The 19,702-nt window shown below is 74.6% G+C and carries 19 protein-coding genes; 12 read left to right on the forward strand and 7 right to left on the reverse strand.

From position 1 onward, the window contains the following. The first annotated feature begins 23 nt into the window (after positions 1–23). Entirely contained in the window at positions 24–317 is a 294-nt protein-coding gene (locus tag GA0070560_RS12445; RefSeq protein WP_091295738.1) for a hypothetical protein, read from the forward strand. A 60-nt stretch (positions 318–377) separates the two neighbouring features. On the opposite strand, the gene ligD is transcribed toward GA0070560_RS12445, so the two are convergent. After that, positions 378–1,406, reverse strand: coding sequence for a non-homologous end-joining DNA ligase (gene ligD / locus GA0070560_RS12450; protein ID WP_091295233.1), 1,029 nt, complete (start codon positions 1,404–1,406; stop codon positions 378–380). A gap of 47 nt (positions 1,407–1,453) precedes the next feature. Between ligD and msrB the strand changes: the two genes are divergently transcribed. The 7 genes from msrB to GA0070560_RS12480 all read left to right on the forward strand — a co-directional run bounded on the left by msrB (position 1,454) and on the right by GA0070560_RS12480 (position 5,879). After that, positions 1,454–1,864, forward strand: a complete 411-nt coding sequence (gene msrB, locus GA0070560_RS12455) for a peptide-methionine (R)-S-oxide reductase MsrB (protein WP_091295237.1) — start codon at positions 1,454–1,456, stop codon at positions 1,862–1,864. Between the two features lie 157 nt (positions 1,865–2,021). Beyond that, positions 2,022–2,279 carry a Prokaryotic metallothionein gene (locus GA0070560_RS12460; RefSeq protein WP_091295240.1) on the forward strand — a complete coding sequence of 86 codons (258 nt, stop codon included), beginning with the start codon at positions 2,022–2,024 and terminating at the stop codon, positions 2,277–2,279. Between the two features lie 90 nt (positions 2,280–2,369). After that, positions 2,370–2,960: a redoxin domain-containing protein gene (locus GA0070560_RS12465; RefSeq protein WP_091295244.1), complete on the forward strand. Its 591-nt coding sequence runs from the start codon at positions 2,370–2,372 to the stop codon at positions 2,958–2,960. A 1-nt stretch (position 2,961) separates the two neighbouring features. Beyond that, positions 2,962–3,858, forward strand: a complete 897-nt coding sequence (locus GA0070560_RS12470; RefSeq protein WP_091295247.1) for a cytochrome c biogenesis CcdA family protein — start codon at positions 2,962–2,964, stop codon at positions 3,856–3,858. A gap of 9 nt (positions 3,859–3,867) precedes the next feature. After that, positions 3,868–4,323, forward strand: coding sequence for a GNAT family N-acetyltransferase (locus tag GA0070560_RS12475; RefSeq protein ID WP_091295250.1), 456 nt, complete (start codon positions 3,868–3,870; stop codon positions 4,321–4,323). A gap of 186 nt (positions 4,324–4,509) precedes the next feature. Further along, on the forward strand, positions 4,510–4,641 hold the full coding sequence (locus GA0070560_RS29790; protein ID WP_281184041.1) for a hypothetical protein: 132 nt from the start codon (positions 4,510–4,512) through the stop codon (positions 4,639–4,641). Positions 4,642–4,772: 131 nt separating this feature from the next. After that, complete coding sequence (locus GA0070560_RS12480) at positions 4,773–5,879, forward strand: lytic polysaccharide monooxygenase auxiliary activity family 9 protein (protein WP_091295252.1); 1,107 nt, start codon at positions 4,773–4,775, stop codon at positions 5,877–5,879. A gap of 42 nt (positions 5,880–5,921) precedes the next feature. Here GA0070560_RS12480 and GA0070560_RS12485 read toward each other — a convergent pair whose 3' ends face one another. The 6 genes from GA0070560_RS12485 to hemE all read right to left on the reverse strand — a co-directional run bounded on the left by GA0070560_RS12485 (position 5,922) and on the right by hemE (position 13,698). Then, positions 5,922–7,295, reverse strand: coding sequence for an extracellular solute-binding protein (locus tag GA0070560_RS12485; protein WP_091295255.1), 1,374 nt, complete (start codon positions 7,293–7,295; stop codon positions 5,922–5,924). Beyond that, positions 7,292–9,859: a trypsin-like peptidase domain-containing protein gene (locus tag GA0070560_RS12490; protein ID WP_091295259.1), complete on the reverse strand. Its 2,568-nt coding sequence runs from the start codon at positions 9,857–9,859 to the stop codon at positions 7,292–7,294. The genes GA0070560_RS12485 and GA0070560_RS12490 overlap by 4 nt, the downstream gene beginning before the upstream one ends. A gap of 24 nt (positions 9,860–9,883) precedes the next feature. Beyond that, positions 9,884–10,210, reverse strand: a complete 327-nt coding sequence (locus GA0070560_RS12495; RefSeq protein WP_091295263.1) for a CU044_2847 family protein — start codon at positions 10,208–10,210, stop codon at positions 9,884–9,886. 199 nt (positions 10,211–10,409) lie between these two features. After that, a complete protein-coding gene (gene hemQ / locus GA0070560_RS12500) occupies positions 10,410–11,111 on the reverse strand; it encodes a hydrogen peroxide-dependent heme synthase (RefSeq protein ID WP_091295266.1) in 702 nt (233 codons plus the stop codon). Then, entirely contained in the window at positions 11,108–12,544 is a 1,437-nt protein-coding gene (gene hemG / locus GA0070560_RS12505; RefSeq protein ID WP_091295270.1) for a protoporphyrinogen oxidase, read from the reverse strand. The genes hemQ and hemG overlap by 4 nt, the downstream gene beginning before the upstream one ends. 11 nt (positions 12,545–12,555) lie before the next feature. Further along, positions 12,556–13,698 (reverse strand): uroporphyrinogen decarboxylase, encoded by a 1,143-nt coding sequence (hemE, locus tag GA0070560_RS12510; RefSeq protein WP_091295273.1) that lies wholly within the window; start codon positions 13,696–13,698, stop codon positions 12,556–12,558. A 305-nt stretch (positions 13,699–14,003) separates the two neighbouring features. On the opposite strand from hemE, the gene GA0070560_RS12515 reads away from it, so the two are divergent. The 4 genes from GA0070560_RS12515 to GA0070560_RS12530 all read left to right on the forward strand — a co-directional run bounded on the left by GA0070560_RS12515 (position 14,004) and on the right by GA0070560_RS12530 (position 19,547). Further along, positions 14,004–14,576: a DUF3000 domain-containing protein gene (locus tag GA0070560_RS12515; protein ID WP_091295276.1), complete on the forward strand. Its 573-nt coding sequence runs from the start codon at positions 14,004–14,006 to the stop codon at positions 14,574–14,576. 128 nt (positions 14,577–14,704) lie between these two features. Next, positions 14,705–16,018, forward strand: coding sequence for a ribonuclease D (locus GA0070560_RS12520; RefSeq protein WP_091295279.1), 1,314 nt, complete (start codon positions 14,705–14,707; stop codon positions 16,016–16,018). 242 nt (positions 16,019–16,260) lie between these two features. Continuing rightward, positions 16,261–17,481 (forward strand): thiolase family protein, encoded by a 1,221-nt coding sequence (locus tag GA0070560_RS12525; protein WP_091295282.1) that lies wholly within the window; start codon positions 16,261–16,263, stop codon positions 17,479–17,481. Continuing rightward, positions 17,478–19,547 carry a 3-hydroxyacyl-CoA dehydrogenase NAD-binding domain-containing protein gene (locus tag GA0070560_RS12530; protein WP_091295286.1) on the forward strand — a complete coding sequence of 690 codons (2,070 nt, stop codon included), beginning with the start codon at positions 17,478–17,480 and terminating at the stop codon, positions 19,545–19,547. The genes GA0070560_RS12525 and GA0070560_RS12530 overlap by 4 nt, the downstream gene beginning before the upstream one ends. Positions 19,548–19,702: the final 155 nt, after the last annotated feature.

The raw sequence follows: 19,702 nt of genomic DNA on the forward strand, positions 1-19,702 counted from the left end.
TGCCGGTCTGCTTCGATCAGCTCATGGAATACGCCCTCGCTGTCCTGCTCGTACTCGCCCTGACGCTGCTCGCCGCGCAGTCGACCGGGCCCGGTCGTCGGGACGCCACCGCGCTACGGCTGGCCGAGATCGAACGCCGTCTGGACCTCGTGATGAGGCATCTCGGCGTGGTGGACGAGGGGCCGGCCCTGCCGGGCGTGCGCGAGCACCTGTTGCGAGGCGAGAAGATCAAGGCGATCAGGGCGTACCGGGCGGCGACCGGCGCGGACCTCAGGACCGCCAAGGAGGCGGTGGAGGCGATGGCCGGGGGCCGCTGAGACGACGTGCCGGCCCAGCGGTGGACGTCGGCGTGCCGCAGCCGAGGTCGCCGGGCACGGTCAGCGCGGGCGATCCCGGTCCCGGGAGGGCTGGACCCGCTTCGGCTCGCCGGGCATCTTCGGGTGGTCCGGCGGGTACGGCAGGTCGCCCTGCCCGCCGGTGGCGTCCCGGTCGGCCCACTCCAGCAGCGCGGTGATGTCGTACGGGGCGTCGTCGATGCCGGCGTGCGGATCGCCCCGCTCGGCCAGCCGCGCCGGGACGGTACGCAGGTCGAAGTCGTCCGGGTCGACATCGGGCAGCTCGTCCCAGTCGACGGGGGTGGAGACGGTGGCCCGGGCGTTGGCGCGCAGCGAGTACGCGCAGGCGATCGTCCGGTCCCGGGCCATCTGGTTGTAGTCGACGAAGACCCGGGTGCCGCGTTCCTCCTTCCACCAGGCGGTGGTGATCAGGTCGGGGCGACGGCGCTCCAGCTCCCGGGCCAGCGCGATGGTGGCCCGGCGCACCTCGGTGAACGTCCAGCGGGGCTGGATACGCAGGTAGACGTGCACGCCCCGGCCGCCGGAGGTCTTCGGCCAGCCGACCGCGCCCAGCTCGGCCAGCAGCGCCCGGACCTCGCCGGCGGCGGCCACCGCGTCGGCGAAGTCGGTGCCGGGCTGCGGGTCGAGGTCGATGCGCAGCTCGTCGGGGCGGTCGACGTCGGCGGCGCGCACCGGCCACGGGTGGAACACGATGGTGCCCATCTGGGCGGCCCAGGCGACGTGGGCGAGGTCGGCCGGGCACAGCTCGTCGGCGCTGCGCCCGCTGGGGAAGCTGATCCGCGCGGTACGCACCCAGGGCGGCACGCCCCGGGTGGGCACCCGCTTCTGGTAGAACGCCTCTCCCTGGACGCCCTCGGGGAAGCGCTGCAGTGTGGTGGGGCGGTCCCGCAGGGCGCGCATGATGCCGTCGCCCACCGCCGCGTAGTAGTGGAAGACGTCGGCCTTGGTGAAGCCGCGCTGCGGGAAGATGAGCCGGTCGGGGCTGCTCAGCCGGACGGTGTGCCCGGCCACCTCGATCTCGGTCACCGTCGCCTTCGTGGTGCCACCCATTCCGCGACCATATGCGACACCTCCGACGTCCGGCGTACCGTTGACGGGTGAGTCTCGACGAGAACGAACTGCCCCGTACCGAGGACGAGTGGCGAATCCGGCTGACCCCCGAGGAGTTCCGGGTGCTGCGGGAGGCCGGCACCGAGCGGCCGTGGACGGGCGAGTACGTGGACACGAAGACCCCCGGCGTCTACCACTGCCGGGCGTGCGGGGCGGAGCTGTTCCGCAGCGACGACAAGTTCGACTCGCACTGCGGCTGGCCGAGCTTCGACGACGCCATCCCCGGCGCGGTCAAGGAGATCCCCGACCACACCCTCGGCATGGCGCGCGTGGAGATCCGCTGCGCGCGCTGCGACAGCCACCTGGGTCACGTCTTCGAAGGTGAGGGATTCACCCCGAAGGACACCCGGCACTGCGTGAACTCGCTGTCGATCCGGCTGGAGCCGAAGCAGGTCTGACCCGGCCGGCGGGACCGTGGCCGGCCGCCCGGGACCGAACGCACGACGCGCCGGGGGCGAAACGCCGCCCGACCCGATCGGCTCGCGGCATTTCGCCCCCGCGAACCCCAACCTGGCGCACCCTGGAGGCACATGTCCTGATTTGGGGGTTTTGAGCGTGGCTACCTGCGAGGTCTGCGGCAACGACTACTGGATGGCGTTCGAGGTGCGTACGGTCAGCGGCGACGTGCACACCTTCGACTGCTTCGAGTGCGCGGCACACAAGCTGGCACCGATCTGCGAACACTGCGACGTCAAGATCCTCGGGCACGGGGTGGAGGTCGGCGGCCGGTTCTTCTGCTGTGCGCACTGCGCCCGCAACGAGGAGACCCAGGGCGCCGAGATCCGCGACGCGGTGGGCTCCCGCCCGGCCTGACCGGCGCGCGGGGCGGGCCGACCGGCGCCGGACGCAGGCGTAAGCGAGCGGTAAGGGCCCGGCGGCCACGGTGCCGGCTAGCATCCGGACATGCCCGCCCTCACCCGCCGGATCCTGCCGACCGTCCTGACCACGGCCGTCCTGGCCCTCACCGCCTGCGGCGGCGCCACCGAGCAGCCGGCCACGCCCGACGCCGCCCCGGACACGGCCCAAGCCGGCACCGCCACACCGGCGAGCGGCACGCCGGGCGCCACCGGCGACGCCGCCCGCCCGGCCACGCCCCCGACCCTGGACTTCACCGCGCGCACCATCGACGACCGGCCCTTCGCCGGAAGCAGCCTCGCCGGCAGACCGGCGGTGCTGTGGTTCTGGGCGGCGTGGTGCACCCGGTGCCGGGCCGTCGCCGACGACGTGGCCGCCGTGCAGCGGGACAACGCGACCCGGGTCAACCTGATCGGCGTGGCGGGGCTGGGCAGCGGCGCCGACGCGATGCGCCGCTTCGCCCGCGACACCGGCATCGAGGGGTTCCCCCACCTCGCCGACGACGACGGCGCGGTGTGGCGCCGGTTCGGCGTCACCAGCCAGGAGCAGTACGTCCTGCTCGACTCGGCCGGCAAGGTCGTCCACTCTGGGCCGCTGGCCCAGGACGAGCTACGCCGGCGGATCGCGGAGCTGACCTGACATGCCGGACGCGTCCTACGGGCTCGCCCTCGGCGCCGGCCTGCTCGCCGCGGTGAACCCGTGCGGCTTCGCGCTGCTGCCCGCGTACCTCTCGGTGCTGGTGCTCGGCGACGGCCCGGCGGCCGACCGCGGGCCGCTGCGGCCGGTGGGCCGGGCGCTCGCCCTCACCGCCGCGATGACCGTCGGGTTCGTCGCCGTGTTCGGCCTCTTCGGGCTGCTCGCCGGGCCGGCCGCCGACGCGGTCGCGAGCCGGCTGCCCTGGGTGTCGGTGCTGATCGGCCTGGCGCTGGTGGCGGCCGGCGGGTGGCTGCTCGCCGGTCGGGAGCTGCCGACGATCACGCCGAAGGTGGCCGCCGGGCCCGCGGTCCGGATGCGGTTCAGCTCGATGGCGCTGTTCGGCGCGGCCTACGCGATCGCCTCGCTCGGCTGCACCATCGGCCCGTTCCTGGCCGTGGTGGTGGCCGGTTTCCGGGCCGGCAGCCCGGTCGCCGGCATCGGCCTGTTCGTGACCTACGCCCTCGGCATGGGGCTGGTGGTCGGGGCGGCCGCCCTGGCCGTCGCGCTGGCCCGGGAGTCGCTGGTCCGCCGCACCCGCCGGGCCGCCCCGCTGCTCGGACGGACCGCCGGGCTGCTGCTCGTCCTCACCGGGGCGTACGTCGCCTGGTACGGCTGGTACGAGATCCGGGTCTTCTCGGGCGGTTCCGCCGACGACCCGGTGATCGACACCGCCGGCCGGGTGCAGTCGGCGGTCAGCGGCTGGCTGGGCGGCCTCGGCCCGTGGGTGGTGACGGCCGTCGTCGTCGCCCTGCTCGCGGTGGCCGCCGGCAGCACGGTGGTACGCCGCCGACGCCCCGGCGCCGGCCCGGCCCCGACGCCCGAACGGGTGGACGCGGCCTAACATCGCAGGGTGCCGCAGACCGTCGCCCTCCACCTCGCCACCTTCGCCGAACTGGACGCCCGCACCCTGCACGACCTGCTCCGGCTCCGCATCGACGTGTTCGTGGTGGAGCAGGCGTGCCCGTACCCGGAGCTGGACGGCCGGGACGTCGAGCCCGGCACCCGGCACCTCTGGCTGGAGTCCGGCGGCGCCCCGCTGGCGTACCTGCGGATCCTGGCCGACCCCGGCGGCGTGGCGCGCATCGGTCGGGTCGTGGTGGCGCCCGGGGCGCGCGGCGCCGGTCTCGCCGGCCGGCTGATGACCGAGGCGCTGCGGCTGGTGGGCGACCGGCCGTGCGTGCTGGAGGCGCAGTCCCACCTGGCCGACTTCTACGCCCGGCACGGTTTCACCGTCACCGGACCGGAGTACGTCGAGGACGGCATCCCGCACCTGCCGATGCGCCGGGACGGCGCGGACCCCCGGTGAACCGGTAACGTTCTGCCGCCCGCTGTCGGGCGGGCACGGCGACCGGTCGGGGGAGGACACGGTGGACCACCTGTACGGCCACGGCCTGGAGACCTGGCGCATGTGGGCCCTGGCCCACAATCCGGCGGCCCCCGCCGACGTGCTGCTCCGACTGGTACGCCACCAGGGCTTCCGCCGGAGCGGCTCATGGACCTCTTCGACGACCCCGAACTGGCCGGCGCGGCGGCGGCCAACCCCCGGCTGCCGGTGCCGGTGATGATGCGGGTGCTCGCCGAGGCGGGTGTGCCCGACCTGCCGCCGGACGGCCGCAAATATTGACGGATACCGCTTTCCTGTGGAAACCTCCTGAGCAGAGCCGTCGCGGGAGCCACGCAGACAGGGTTCGGGAGGGGGCAACTCCCGGCCGTCCGGGCATCGTCATCGATCGACCCGCACACCCCGGAGGCTCCATGTCCACGCTCCTGTGCAGACGTCCCCTGCCGATCCTGGCGGCGTTGCTCGCCGTCGGCGCGGTCGTCGCGATGTTGCTCACCACCACCCTGGCCCGGCCCGCGTCCGCGCACGGCTCGGTGGTCGACCCGGCGTCCCGCAACTACAGCTGCTGGCAACGCTGGGGCAGCGACCACCAGAACCCGAACATGGCCACCGAGGACCCGATGTGCTGGCAGGCCTGGCAGGCCGACCCGAGCGCGATGTGGAACTGGAACGGGCTGTTCCGCGAGGGCGTCGCCGGCAACCACCAGGGCGCCATCCCCGACGGCCAGCTGTGCAGCGCCGGGCGCACCAGCAGTGGACGCTACGACTCCCTCGACACGGTCGGCGCCTGGAAGACCGTGCCGGCCACGAACAACTTCCGGATCAAGCTGTACGACCAGGCCAGCCACGGCGCCGACTACATCCGGGTGTACGTGACCAGGCAGGGATTCAACGCCCTGACCAAGCCGCTGGCCTGGTCCGACCTGGAACTGGTCGGCCAGATCGGCGACACCCCGGCGTCGCAGTGGACGAAGGAGACCTCGGGCGTGTCGATCCAGGTGCCGGCGAACGCGCCGGGGCGCACCGGGCGGCACATCGTCTACACCATCTGGCAGGCCAGCCACCTGGACCAGTCGTACTACCTGTGCAGCGACGTCGACTTCGGTGGCAGCGGGCCGACCACGCCGCCCACCACCCCGCCGCCCACCACCCCGCCGCCCACCACCACCCCGCCGACGAGCCCGCCGCCCACCACCACCCCGCCCACGACCCCGCCGCCGGCCGGCGGCTGCTCGGCGACCTACCGGATCACCTCGCAGTGGTCCGGCGGCTTCCAGGGTGAGGTCGAGGTGACCGCCGGCGCCACGCCGATCAAGGGCTGGACGGTGACCTGGACGTACGCGGGCGGCCAGCAGGTCAGCCAGGCGTGGAACGCCACGCTCAGCACCAACGGGTCGAGCGTGACGGCCCGCAACGTCAGCTACAACGGCGCGTTGGGCGCCGGGGCGAAGACCACCTTCGGCTTCCTCGGCTCCGGCAGCGGCGCCGCCCCGACGCCGTCCTGCACCGCGACCCTCTGAACCACCCGGCCGGGGTCGTGACCAGCACGGCCCCGGCCGGCCTCAACCGCCCTGCAACGCCTGGTTGAGCTGCGCCTCGAAGTTCTCCGGCAGGCTCCCGTCACCCTCCAGGGCCCGCCGGACACCCTCCCGGAACACCCGGCTGAACTGGAAGTAGTGCGGCACCCGGGGCCGGGTCCGGGCCTGCCCCACCGCGTCGGCCAGCAACGGCAGGTACGGGAACTGCTCACGCAGTTGGGGGTCGGCGTACACGTCGACCCGGGTCGGCGCGAAGCCGCCCAGCGCGAAGAGCTTGCGCTGGGCCTCCTTCCTGGTCAGGAACTCGACCAGCGCCTGGGCCGCCCTGGGCTGCCGGGTGTGCTTCGCGACCGCCAGGTTCTGCCCGCCCAGCGCCGACGGGCCGGGCAGCAGGGTGACCTCGAACGGCACCGGGGTGGCCGGGACCGCGTCGGGCGAGCTGAGCGACCGGTAGTTGACCGGCCAGTTGCGCATGAACAGCGCCCGGCCCTCCCGGAAGTCGCGCAGGCTGCGGGCCTCGTCACCGGGGACGGCGAAGGCGTCGCCCACCAGCAACCCGGCCGGCCTGGCCGTGGCGACGTCGCGCAGTCGCCGCTCCCACCGGTCCCGCTGGAAGACCACCCGGTTCTGCGTCTCGTCGACGAGCCGGTCCACCCCGGCGGACCAGATCAGCTCCATGCCGTTGACGGTCAGCCCCTCGTACGGCCCGAACTGCCCGACGTAGCCGACCATCGACGCCTGCGCGCCCCGGCCGGGCCCGGCGAGGGCGCGGCCGCGGTCGATGACGGCGTCCCAGTCGAACCGCGGGTGCCCCGACCCGGGCCCCGCCGCGCCGAGCAGGTCGGGTCGATAGAAGAGCAGGCCCGCGTCGGTGTTGAACGGCAGCGCCCAGAGCGAGCCCTGGTAGCGGCAGCCGTCGAGCACCTCCGGGACGAACGCGTCGAGATGGCCCGGGCCGAGCCGGGACTCGTCGATGGGACGGAGGTACCCGGCGGCCGCGAACTCCGCCGTGAAGGTCACGTCGAGGTTGTAGATGTCGACGTCGTTCTCGGGGTCCTGCCCCGGGTTCGTGGCCTGCGCCTGGGCGACCGCGGCCATCTCGCTGTGCTGCTGGTCCGTGGTGACGGGCGCCGGCCGGATCCGGGCGGGGCTCTCCGGATGCAGCTCGTTCCAGAGCTTCACCAGCTCGTCGCGCTGGCCGCCGGGGCTGGTGTCCTTGCCGCTGAGGATCACCAGCTGCCCGCGCTCCAGTGGCTGCTCGCGGGTCGCCGCGTACCACCCGACGGTGGCGACGACGCCGACCGCCGTACCGACCGCCACCCCGAGCAGGAACCCGGACGGGACCCGCCACCGGCGGGCGCGGACGACGGGCGGGCCGGTCGGACTCGGATCGGTCACTGCTCGGCTCCCTTCTCCCACAGTTGCCGGAAGAGTCCGGCGAGGGCCCGGTCCACCGTCCCGGCCGCCGCCTGTACGCACGCGCCGCCGGTGGCCAGGGTGGTCTGCCGGAGGGTCCGGGCCCGGAGCCGGTCGTCGCAGCTCGCCTCGCCGACGGCGATCACGTAGAGGCGTACCGGCGGATCGCCGTCGAGCCGGGGCACCAGCGCTCCGCTGGCGGTGTCCCGGCCGTCGGTGAGCACCACCACGGCCCGCAGGTGCTCGTCGTGCCGGTCGCCGCGCCGGCGCACCTCCCGCACCGCCGCGTCGATCGTCCGGTACAGCGGGGTGTCCCCCGCCGGCACGGTACGCCGGAGCCGGTCGAGCAGGGCGGCGTCCCGCGCGGGGTCGGCCCGGCCCACCTCCCGCAGCCGGGCCACCGCCCCCCGGTGCGCCGTCGAGAACGCCCACACGCCGACCTCGTCCCGACCGCCCAACTGGTCGAGCGAGCCGGCGACCCCGTCCACGGCGACGTCGAAGCGGGTGCCCCGGCCCGCCTCCGCCAGCATCGATCCGGACGTGTCCAGCGCCAGCAGCACCCGGGCCGGTCGGCGTGCCTCCCGGTACCACCGGTCCGCGGTGCCGAGCGCCAGCGGGTCGCCGGCGTCGGTCAGCTGCCACTGGGGGTTGTCCAGCAGCCACCCGGGCAGCACACCGTTGATCTCGCTGAGCACCGGGCCGGCCCGGTCGAGGTCCGGCACCCGGAAGCCCCGGGCCAGCAGCGCGTCCCGACCGGACCCGGTCAGCCAGCGCAGGAAGTCCTCCGCCGCGGCCCGGGCCGGGGCACTCTGCATCGGGGCCGCCCAGTCCAGCAGGACCATCCGGTGCTCCGCTCCCGGGGTCACCTCCGGGTAGAACGCCATCAGCGACCGGTCCCACGGCGGGCGGCCACGCTCCACGCAACCGCCGCCGAGCCGCTCGCCGAGGTTGAACTGGACCACGGCCTGCTCGGTCGTGATCAACGCGGGCAGCGGGGGCGCGGCCGGGTCCAGGGCGAGCTGCCGCTGCCTGCACAGCACGGCGGCCAGGCTCCCCAGTGGGAACCCGTGACCGTCCTGGGCGTCCGCCAGCCGGCGCTCCAGCTGCCGGATCCGGGACACGTCTGGCGCACCGTCGTAGAGCGCCACGTCGACCATCCGGGCCTCGGGCGACACCGTCGGGTCGGGACGGACCACCTGCCACCCGGTGCCGGCCAGCCGCCGGCCGGAGGCGGTGGGCAGCGGCTCCTCCGCCGGCACCCGGCTGGCCTTGGCGAACAGCTCCGGCCAGGAGAGCGCGCGTTGCCGGTCCGGGTCGTCCCGCCGGAAATCGACGCGGCCGCGGGGCACCGCGAGGACCAGCGGGGAACGGGCGATGACGCGGTACTCGCGGACCGTCGTCAGGCTCAGCACCTGCGCCGCCGGCAGCTCGGCGCCGGGGAACCAGACGTCCGGGCGCGGCCCCACGTCGGCCGGGTACCAGCCCGGCGCCCCCGAGCCCCGGTCGCCGGCCGGCAGACCGGCGAGGGCCGACCAGCCGAGCCGGAGCCCCTGGGCCACGTCTCCGGCGGCGGCGGGATAGACGAAGACGTTCGTCGGGCGGCAGCCGCCGGCCTGCACGGTGGCCCAGGACTCGTAGGCGGTGGCCACCGACTCGTAGGTGGCCAGGTCGTCCGGCGCGGCCGCGACCCGCAGCTCGACCGGGGCGGCGCAGGCGGTGAGCGGCTCGGGCGTGACGACCATGACGGCCACCAGCAGCGCCACCAGCACCGCCGCGATCCGACGTCGCGGTCCCGGCCGGTCCGGGGCCGGGGACGGGCCGGTACGCCACCGGCTCAGCGGCTGCCGCCAGCGGTGCAGCACCCGGAGCCGGCCGAACTGGTCGGGCACCGGTAGGCGGCGGATCGGGATCATGAAGGCGGCCGGGTAGTCCAGCTGCGGCCGGAGCCACTTGTCGACCGCGACGACCATGCCGATGACGCACCGCATCCGGCTGTCCCACACCGGCGCCCCGGAGAAGCCCGGTTCGATCCGGTAACCGGAGTCGGTGCGGTTGGCGAGCTGGATCCAGCCGCCGCCGACCGGCCCGACGACCCGCCCCTCGAACCACCGCCCCTCCGCCAGCGAGCGGGGGAAGCCGAAGACGCGGCAGATCCGGTCCCGGGTGCCGGCCTGGCCGGGACGGGCGAGCCGGACCGGCCGGGCGCCGGCGGGCGCCGGCCCGAGCAGTTGCAGGACGGCGACGTCGCCCGAGCCGTCCGGGCCGGCCGGCTGCCAGTGCTGCGGGAGCACCACTGCGGCGACGTGCCGGTCCGGCGCCACCAGGGGGAAGGCCAGCGTCACCAGGGTGAGGCCGGTCCCGCCGGGCGCCGGATGGCCTGGACCGAGCGCCGCCTGCACCACATGTGCGCAGGTCAGCAGCCGGGTGGAGTCGATCAGGAAGGCCGCGCCGTGGACCACCCCGGCGTCGTCCAGCACGGCGGCCACCGCGAACTGGGTGTCGTCGGGCACGGGTCGGCCCGGCGGCTGCCCTCTCGCTGCGTGCATGACGTGTCGCCCGACGCCACCGGCTCAGGCGGTGTCGCCGGGCCGGTTCCATTCGAGCTGCACCTTGAGGTTGGCCTCGGAGGTGCCGCTGGCGACGACGAGCCCGGCCTTGGCGGAGAGCTTCACGCCGAACTCCACGCAGACCCGGTCCGGCGGTTCGGCGGCGTCGCGCACGGTGCGCAGGACGGTGGCGGTCAGCGGGCGGAGCCGGCCCAGCACCGACTCCCAGATCTCGTGGGCCAGGGCCACCGCGTCGCCGGCCCGGCCGACGGGGGTCACGCCTTCCTCGTCGGGGACCTCCACCCGGACGGCGCCACCGCCCGCCAACGGGAACTCGACGAGCTGGGACACCTGGCCTCCCGACGGATCCGACGGTAAGGAAAGTTACCGTCATGGATCTGTCACGTTACCGTCGGCGTTCCCGCCCGGCCGTCCCGGAGACGATCGGGACAACCCGCGGTCCGACATCCGACAGAACGCTTGCGCACGGGCAGCCGCCCGACGGCCCGGACCCGGTGCCCGCCCGTGCGGGAGGGCACCGGGCCAACGGTCAGACCAGGCAGTTGACGATGTCGGCGACCGAACGACGCCGGCCGGTGTAGAACGGGATCTCCTCGCGCACGTGCCGCCGCGCGCCGGAGGCGCGCAGGTCACGCATCAGGTCGACGATCCGGTGCAGCTCGTCGGCCTCGAAGGCGAGCATCCACTCGTAGTCGCCGAGGGCGAACGAGGCGACCGTGTTGGCCCGCACGTCCGGGTAGCCACGGGCCATCCGGCCGTGCTCGGCGAGCAGCTCCCGCCGCTCGGCGTCCGGCAGCAGGTACCACTCGTACGAGCGGACGAACGGGTAGACGCAGAGGTAGGGGCGGGCCTCCTCGCCGGCCAGGAACGCCGGAATGTGGCTCTTGTTGAACTCGGCCGGCCGGTGCAGCGCCATCTGCGACCAGACCGGGGTGAGCGCCCGCCCCAGCGTGGTCCGCCGCAACCGCAGGTACGCGTCCTGCAGCGCGTCGCTGGAGGCGGAGTGCCACCAGATCATCAGGTCGGCGTCGGCGCGCAGGCCGGCGACGTCGTACAGGCCGCGGACCACCACGTCCTTGCCGGCCAGCTCCTCGAAGAGCGACTCGACCTCGCCGGTGACGTTGTCCCGCAGCGACGGCAGCGGGCTCGTGGCCCGGAAGACCGACCACATGGTGTAACGGATGCTGGCGTTGAGCTCCTTGAGCCGGGCCGCGTTGGTCTGCTCGGTCATTGACCCGATCCTCCCAGTGCTTCGATGATCTCCCCGGCCGCCGTCTCACCGGAGCGGACGCAGACCGGGATGCCGACCCCGTCGTGACCGGCGCCGGCCAGGACCAGCGTCGGGTGGGCCGTGCGCAGCGCCGCCCGGGCGGCGGCGAGGCGGTCGAGGTGACCCGGCGCGTACTGGGGCAGGGCCCCGCCCCACCGCTGAACGTGGCCGGCCAGCGGCGCGGGCAGCGCCACCCCGAGCACCTGCGACAGCTCCCGGTGCACGGTGGCCAGCAGGTCGTCGTCGGTGAGCTGGAGCTGCGCCTCGTCGCCGTACCGGCCGACGGAGGCGCGCACCAGGGCGACGCCGTCCGGCCGGGCCAGGTGCCCCCACTTGGTGGTGAAGAAGGTGGACGCCTTGATCAGCAGCCCCTCGGTGGCCGGCACCAGGAAACCGGAGAGCGCCGGCAGCTCCGGTCGCGGCAGGGCGAGGGTGACCAGCGCGACGCTGGCGTAGTCCAGCGCGCCGACCGTGGCGGCGGCCTCCGGGGCGACGCCGGCGAGCAGCCGGGCGGCGGGGCGGGCCGGCACGGTGAGCACGACCGCGTCGGCCTCGACCAGTTCCGGGTCCCGGGTCGGGCCGACGGTCAGCCGCCAGCCGGCCGGGCCGGGGGTGAGGTCGCGCACCGTCGCGTCCAGCCGGATCTTCGCGCCGCTGGCCGTCGCCGCCGCCTCCACCAGCCGGCTCATCCCGCCGGCCAGGGTGCCGAAGATCGGCCGGGCGGGGCCGGGCACGGCGGCGGCCCGCGCGGTCCGGGCCGAGGCGGCCTGCGCCGCCCGTACCGCCGCGGTCAGGGTGTGCTCGACGCGCGCCGCGCGGGCCAGCGCGGGCATGGTCGTCACCAGCGACAGGTCGTCCGCCCGGCCGGCGTAGACGCCGCCCAGCAGCGGGTCGACCAGGCGGTCCACCACCTGGTCACCGAACCTCGGCCGGACCAGCGCGCCGACGCTGACGTCCTCGTCGGGGCCGAGCAGCGGGCGGCCGCCGTCGTGGTCGGCCGCCGGGTCCGTCTCGGCGACCTCGGCCACCTTCGCCAGGTCACCGGGTACGCCCATCAGCGTGCCGCCGGGGATCGGGTGCAGCCCGGCGTCGACCACCAGCGCGGCCTGCCCGACGGTCGGGTGGACGATCCCGTCGGCCAGCCCCAGCCGGCGAACCAGGGCCACCGCGGCGGAGTCGCCCCCGGTGGCCGGGTCGCGCATCAGGAACGACTCGGCGCCGAACTCGACCGTCGAGCCGGCCAGCTCACCGGTGCGCAGCTTGCCGCCGAGCGCGCCGGAGCGCTCGTACACGGTGATCTCGGTGCCGGCGGGGGCGCGGTCGCGCAACCGGACGGCGGCGGCCAGCCCGGTGATCCCGCCTCCGATCACCGCGATCCGCCAGGGCTGCCGCATCGTCGTCCTCCCTAGTCGGCCGGTCGCGCGGACACCTCGTGCACCAGCGCGACCACCCGGGTCAGCACGTCGGGATCGGTCTCCGGCAGAACGCCGTGACCGAGGTTGAACACGTGGCCGGGCGCGGCGCGACCCTGCTCCAGGATCCGCCGCACCTCGGTCTCCACCACCGACCAGGGGGCGAGCAGCACGCACGGGTCGAGGTTGCCCTGCACCGCCCGGTCCGGGCCGATCCGGCGGGTGGCCTGGTCCAGCGGGGTACGCCAGTCCACGCCGACCACGTCGGCGCCGGCCTCACCCATCGCGCCGAGCAGCTCGCCGGTGCCCACCCCGAAGTGGATCCGGGGCACGCCCTGCGACCGTTCCGGCTCGGCGCGTCCGTCGCCGCGCCGCGACCCGGAGAAGTCGTCGGCCAGCCCGGCCAGCACGGCCGCCGAGTGCGGCAGCACGTAGCGGCGGTAGTCGGCCTCGGACAGCGCGCCGGCCCAGGAGTCGAAGAGCTGCACCGCGGAGACCCCGGCGTCGACCTGGACCTTCAGGAACGCCGCGGTCACCTCGGCCAGGCGGGCGCAGAGCGCGTGCCACAGCTCCGGCTGGCCGTACATGAGCGCCTTGGTCTTCGCGTGGGTCCGCGACGGCCCGCCCTCGACCAGGTAGCTGGCCAGGGTGAACGGGGCGCCGGCGAAGCCGATCAGCGGGGTGTCGCCCAGCTCGGCGACGAGCATCCGCACCGCCTCGTCCACGTAGGACACGTCGTCGCGGGTGATCGGGCGGATCCGCTCGACGTCCTCCCGCGTGCGCACCGGCTCGGCCACCACCGGGCCGGTGCCGGCCACGATGTCCAGGTCGACGCCGGCCGCGGCGACCGGGACCACGATGTCGCTGAACAGGATCGCGGCGTCGACCCCGTGCCGGCGGACCGGCTGGAGGGTGATCTCGGCGACCAGTTCCGGCCGGCGGCAGGAGTCGAGCATCCCCACGTTGGCCCGGATCTCCCGGTACTCGGGGAGCGAGCGGCCGGCCTGGCGCATGAACCAGACCGGGGTGTGCGGGCCCGGCTCGCGGCGGCAGGCCCGGACGAAGGCTGAGTCGGCCGGCCCGCCACGGCGGGGTTCTCCGTCTCGGGCGGCAGTGCCCGTGGTGTCGGTGGTCATCGCGGCAATCGTGCCACGCGACCGGGTGGGCGCAGCGGGCAGCGCCGCCTTTTGTGACCCTTGTCCGCAGGGCCGTACGACCCTGGCGCGCGGGCGCGGGCGGTGCCCGCGCGGGCGTTCGGCCCGGCCCGGCCGCCCGGTACGCGACGGCACGGGCGGCTCCTCGCGCCCCCGGACGTGCCGGGTCCGGCCCGTCGCGTGCCGTCCGGACGGCACGCGACGACCGCCCGGGCCGGGGTGGGACCGCGCCCCACCATCGGCGTGCCGTCCGGGCGGGTGGCCCGGGCGCGGCATAGGCTGCCGGCATGGCCCCCCCGATCGCGCTCCCGGAGACATTCGTCCGCGCGGTCGCCGGGCTGCGGTCGGTGACTCCCCGGGCCGAGATCGCGTTGGAGGAGGTCGGCGCCCCGCAGCGGCTCGCCCCGTACGCCTTCGCCCTCTCCGCCACCGTGCTGCGCGACGACGACGAGGTGGCCACCGGACGGCTGATCCTGCTGCACGACCCGGCCGGGCACGAAGCCTGGCGGGGCACCCTGCGGCTGGTCACCTACGTCACCGCCGAGCTGGAGGTCGACCTCGCCGCCGATCCGCTGCTGCCCGGGGTGGGCTGGACCTGGCTGATCGACGCCCTGGAGGCGCACGACGCCCGGTACCGCGCGGCGGGAGGCACCATCACCCAGACCCTGTCGACGAAGTTCGGCGAACTGGCCGGCCCGCCCGCCGCCGGGGACATCGAGATCCGGGCGTCCTGGACGCCGCTCGGCGACGACCTGGCCCCCCACCTGGAAGCCTGGTGCGCGCTGCTCGCCTCCACGGCGGGGCTGCCGCCGCCCGGGGTGACCGCGCTCTCCGAGCGCCGGCCGGCCGGCGCCGCCTGATGCGGCCCGCCCGGGCACGTCGTGTCGCCCCGGTCGTCCGGCCCCGACCGGCCATCCGCCGGACGCCGCACCAACACACGTCGGACCGGCTGCGCACACCGGATGGTGCGGCGCACTAGGGTTGTCAGGTGACCGACGAACCACCCCTGCGCCGTCGGGCCGCCGAAAGCCGTACGGGAGACGCCTCGCCCTCGGCCGCGCCGGAGCCGAAGGACGCGGGGACCGACCAGCCCGACGGCGGCCCTGTCCCACTCACCGCGCCCCGCGACGGCACGCCCCAGCCGGTGGCGACACCGGCGGAACTCGACGAGGTCGTGGCCCGCTTCGCCGCGGGCACCGGCCCGGTGGCCCTGGACGCCGAGCGCGCCTCGGGCTACCGCTACAGCCAGCGCGCCTACCTCGTGCAGCTACGCCGCGAGGGCGCGGGAACCGCGTTGATCGACCCGCTGCCGCTGCCCGACCTGACCGTGCTCGACGAGGCGATCGGCGGGGCGGAGTGGGTGCTGCACGCCGCCAGCCAGGATCTCGCCTGCCTGGCCGAGGTGGGGCTGCGCCCGCGCCGGCTCTTCGACACCGAGCTGGCCGCCCGGCTGGCCGGCTTCGAGCGGGTCGGCCTGGCCGCCCTCACCGAGCAGTTGCTCGGCTACACCCTGGAGAAGCACCACTCGGCGGCGGACTGGTCGAGCCGGCCACTGCCGGAGTCCTGGCTGACCTACGCCGCCCTCGACGTGGAGATGCTGGTCGACCTCCGGGACGCCCTGGACGAGGAGCTGACCCGCCAGGGCAAGTCCGAGTGGGCGGCCGAGGAGTTCGCGGCACTGGTCCGTAACGGCGCCCGGCCGCCGCGGGCCCGCGCGGAGCCGTGGCGGCGCACCTCGGGCATCCACCGGGTACGCGGGGCGCGGGCGCAGGCCCGGATCCGCTCTCTCTGGTACGCCCGGGACCAGATCGCCGCCCGGCGGGACGCCGCCCCGGGGCGGGTGCTGCCGGACTCGGCGATCGTCGCCGCCGCAGAGCTGGACCCTAAGGACGAGAAGACCCTGCTCACCCTGCCCGGCTTCGGTGGCCGCTCGGTACGCCGGCTGGCGCGCACCTGGCTGGCGGCGCTGGACGACGCCCGTCAGCTGCCGGAGGACGCCCTGCCGGTGGCCCCGACGGTGGAGGGGCCGCCCCCGCCGCACCGTTGGGCGGAGCGCGACCCGGTGGCGGCCGGCCGGCTGGCCCGCTGCCGCGAGATCGTGGTACGGGTCGCCGGCGAGCACGACCTCCCCCCGGAAAACCTGATCGCTCCCGACTCGATCCGCCGCCTGGCCTGGCAGCCGCCGGACGAGATCACCGAGGAGACCGTCGCCGAGGTGCTGCGCGGCTTCGGTGCCCGCGAGTGGCAGCTCCGCCTGCTGGTCCCCGCCCTGACCGAAGCCCTCCCCACTCCCGCCCCCTGACCCCACCGTGTCGATCATGAAGTGGACGGCGCCGAAGGAGATCGACTTCGCCGTCCAACTTCGTGATCGCCACGCGGGGCGCGCGCGGTGGGAGTGTGGGGTGGGCCACACGGGGGGTGGTGTCGAGGTTGGTTACTGGCGAGTAGCATCCGGGGAAATGCCAGTGCCGGCCGACCTTCGTTCGGTCCGTAGCGCCGCCTGGCGGCGCGGAGGACGAATCATGGTCGAAGAGGAGGCTCCAAGTGCCCCGTGAAGTTAGGGATGTCGTTTTCGTCGACGGCGTCCGCACCCCGTTCGGCAAGGCGGGTGGCATGTACGCCAACACCCGTGCCGACGACCTGGTGATCCGCTGCATCCGCGAGCTGCTGCGTCGTAACCCGCAGCTGCCGCCGGAGCGGGTCGAGGAGGTCGCCATCGCGGCGACGACCCAGATCGGCGACCAGGGCCTGACCATCGGCCGCACCGCCGCCCTGCTGTCCGGCCTGCCCAAGACCGTGCCCGGCTTCTCCATCGACCGGATGTGCGCCGGCGCGATGACCGCCGTCACCGCCGTCGCGGGCGGCATCGCCATGGGGGCGTACGACGTCGCCATCGCCGGCGGTGTCGAGCACATGGGCCGGCACCCGATGGGTGAGGGCGTCGACCCCAACCCGCGGATCATCGCGGAGAAGCTGGTCGACCCGTCCGCCCTGGTGATGGGGGCCACCGCGGAGAACCTGCACGACCGGGTCCCGCAGATCACCAAGGAGCGCACCGACGCGTTCGCGCTCGCCTCCCAGCAGAAGACCGCCAAGGCGTACGCCAACGGCAAGCTCCAGGGCGACCTGGTGCCGGTCGCGGTCCGCGACCCGGAGGCCGGCTGGGGCCTGGCGACCGTGGACGAGGCGCCCCGGGAGACCTCGCTGGAGAAGCTCGCCACCCTCAAGACCCCGTTCCGCCCGCACGGCAAGGTCACCGCGGGCAACGCGGCCGGCCTGAACGACGGCGCCACCGCCAGCCTGCTCGCCGCCGAGGACACCGCCCGCGAACTGGGCCTCCCGATCGCCATGCGGCTGGTGTCGTACGGCTTCGTCGGCGTCGAGCCCGAGGTGATGGGCGTCGGCCCGATCCCGTCGACCGAGAAGGCGCTGCGCATCGCCGGGCTGACCATCGACGACATCGGCCTGTTCGAGCTCAACGAGGCCTTCGCCGTGCAGGTGCTCGCCTTCCTCGACCACTTCGGCATCGCCGACGACGACCCGCGGGTCAACCCGTGGGGCGGCGCGATCGCCATCGGCCACCCGCTGGCCTCCTCGGGCGTACGGCTGATGACCCAGCTCGCCCGGCAGTTCGCCGAGCACCCCGAGGTCCGCTACGGCCTCACCGCCATGTGCATCGGCATCGGCATGGGCGGCACCGTGATCTGGGAGAACCCACACTGGACGGAGTCCGGCAAGCCGGCTCAGGGGGAGGGCAACAAGTGAGCGCGCTCGCCGCATCGAACGAGGTCGTCACCAAGGCGCTGCTGCGCCAGGTGAACGTGCCGGGGCTGGACCGTCCGGCCGCCCTGATCACGCTCGACAACGGCTTCGACCACACCAAGCCGAACAGCTTCGGCCCGGGCGGCCTGACCAGCCTGGACGAGGCGATCACCGCCGCGCTGGCGGCGAACCCGGCGTTCATCGCGGTCACCGGCAAGCCGTACATCTTCTGCGTCGGCGCGGACCTCACCAGCCTGCCGCAGCTCGCCGACCGGGACCAGGCGCTGGAGGTCGGGCGGCTGGGCCACCGGGTCTTCGCCCGCCTGAAGGACAGCGAGGTCCCGACCTTCGCGTTCGTCAACGGCGCGGCCATGGGCGGCGGCCTGGAGCTGGCCCTGCACTGCCACTACCGGACCCTGTCGGCCGGCGCGACGGCGCTCGCGCTGCCCGAGGTCTCCCTGGGCCTGGTCCCCGGCTGGGGCGGCACCCAGCTGCTGCCGAACCTGATCGGCATCCCGGCGGCGACCCAGGTGATCATCCAGAACCCGCTCATGCAGAACAAGATGCTCAAGCCGAAGCAGGCCGCCGAGATGGGCATCGCGGACGTGCTGCTCGAGCCGGCCGACTTCCTGGAGCGGTCGCTGGAGTGGGCCGCCGGCGTCGTCTCCGGCGAGGTCACCGTGACCCGCCCCGAGGTCGACAGGGACATGTGGGCGGGCGTGCTCTACTTCGCCCGGCAGACTCTCGACCAGCGGCTGCACGGCGCGGTCCCGGCCGCGTACAAGGCGCTGGACCTGCTGGAGACGGCGAAGGACGCCGACTTCGCCACCGGCACCGCCGCCGAGGACGAGGCCCTGGCCGACCTGGTCTTCTCCGAGGAGCTGCGCAGCGGCCTGTACGCCTTCGACCTGGTGCAGCGGCGGGCCAAGCGGCCGGCCGGCGCGCCGGACAAGGGCCTGGCCCGCCCGGTCACCAAGGTGGGCATCGTCGGCGCCGGCCTGATGGCCAGCCAGCTCGCGCTGCTCTTCGCCCGCCGCCTCCAGGTGCCGGTCGTGATGACCGACCTGGACCAGGCCCGCGTCGACAAGGGCGTCGGCTACGTGCACGCCCAGATCGAGAAGGCCGTCAGCAAGGGCCGGATGGACAAGGGCACTGCCGCCAAGCTGTACGGCCTGGTCAGCGGCTCGGTCGACAAGGGCGTCTTCGCCGACGCCGACTTCGTCATCGAGGCCGTCTTCGAGGACCTGAAGGTCAAGAAGCAGGTCTGGGCCGAGCTGGAGAAGATCGTCAAGCCGGAGGCGGTGCTCGCCACCAACACCTCCAGCCTGTCGATCACCGCGATGGCCGAGGAACTGGAGCACCCGGAGCGGGTCGTCGGCTTCCACTTCTTCAACCCGGTCGCCGTGCTGCCGCTGCTGGAGATCGTCCGCGGCGAGCGGACCGACGACGCCACGCTGGCCACCGCGTTCGCGGTCGGCAAGCAGCTGAAGAAGTCCTCGGTGCTGGTCTCCGACGCCCCGGCGTTCGTGGTCAACCGGTTGCTCACCCGTTTCCTCGGCACGGTCTTCGCGGCCGTCGACCAGGGCACTCCGCTGGACGTGGCGAACCGCGCGCTGGACCCGCTGGGCCTGCCGATGCGGCCGCTCGCCCTGCTCCAACTGGTCGGCCCGGCCGTGGCGTACCACGTGGGCGGCACCCTGCACGCCGCCTTCCCGGACCGGTTCGCGGTCAGCGAGAACCTCAAGCGGATCGCCGACTCGGGCCAGCCGATCGTGGTCGACGACCAGATCAACGACGAGGTCGCCAAGCTGCTCGTGGTCGGCGACCAGCCGCTCACCGAGGAGCAGGTACGCCAGAACGCGCTCGACGCGCTGGCGCAGGAGATCCGGCTCATGCTCGACGAGGGCGTCGTCGCCGAGGCGCAGGACATCGACCTGTGCATGATCCTCGGTGCCGGCTGGCCGTTCCACCTCGGCGGCGTGACGCCGTACCTGGACCGGACCGGCACCTCCGAGCAGGTCACCGGCCAGCGGTTCCTGCCGCGTGGGGTCGCCAGCCTGCCCGCCTGATCCATCCTCCGCTCCCCCACGACCGCGGTGGTCGGCACCCCCTGCCGGGGGTCGTCGGCCACCGCGGTCGTCTGTGCGGCCCGGTCGGACCCGGGCCGACGCCGGTTTGCGGCACCGGGTCAGACTCGGTGCGGGGCAGCGGAGCCGGCCCGCGG

This window comes from Micromonospora halophytica (assembly GCF_900090245.1).
Classification (GTDB): Bacteria; Actinomycetota; Actinomycetes; order Mycobacteriales; family Micromonosporaceae; genus Micromonospora; species Micromonospora halophytica.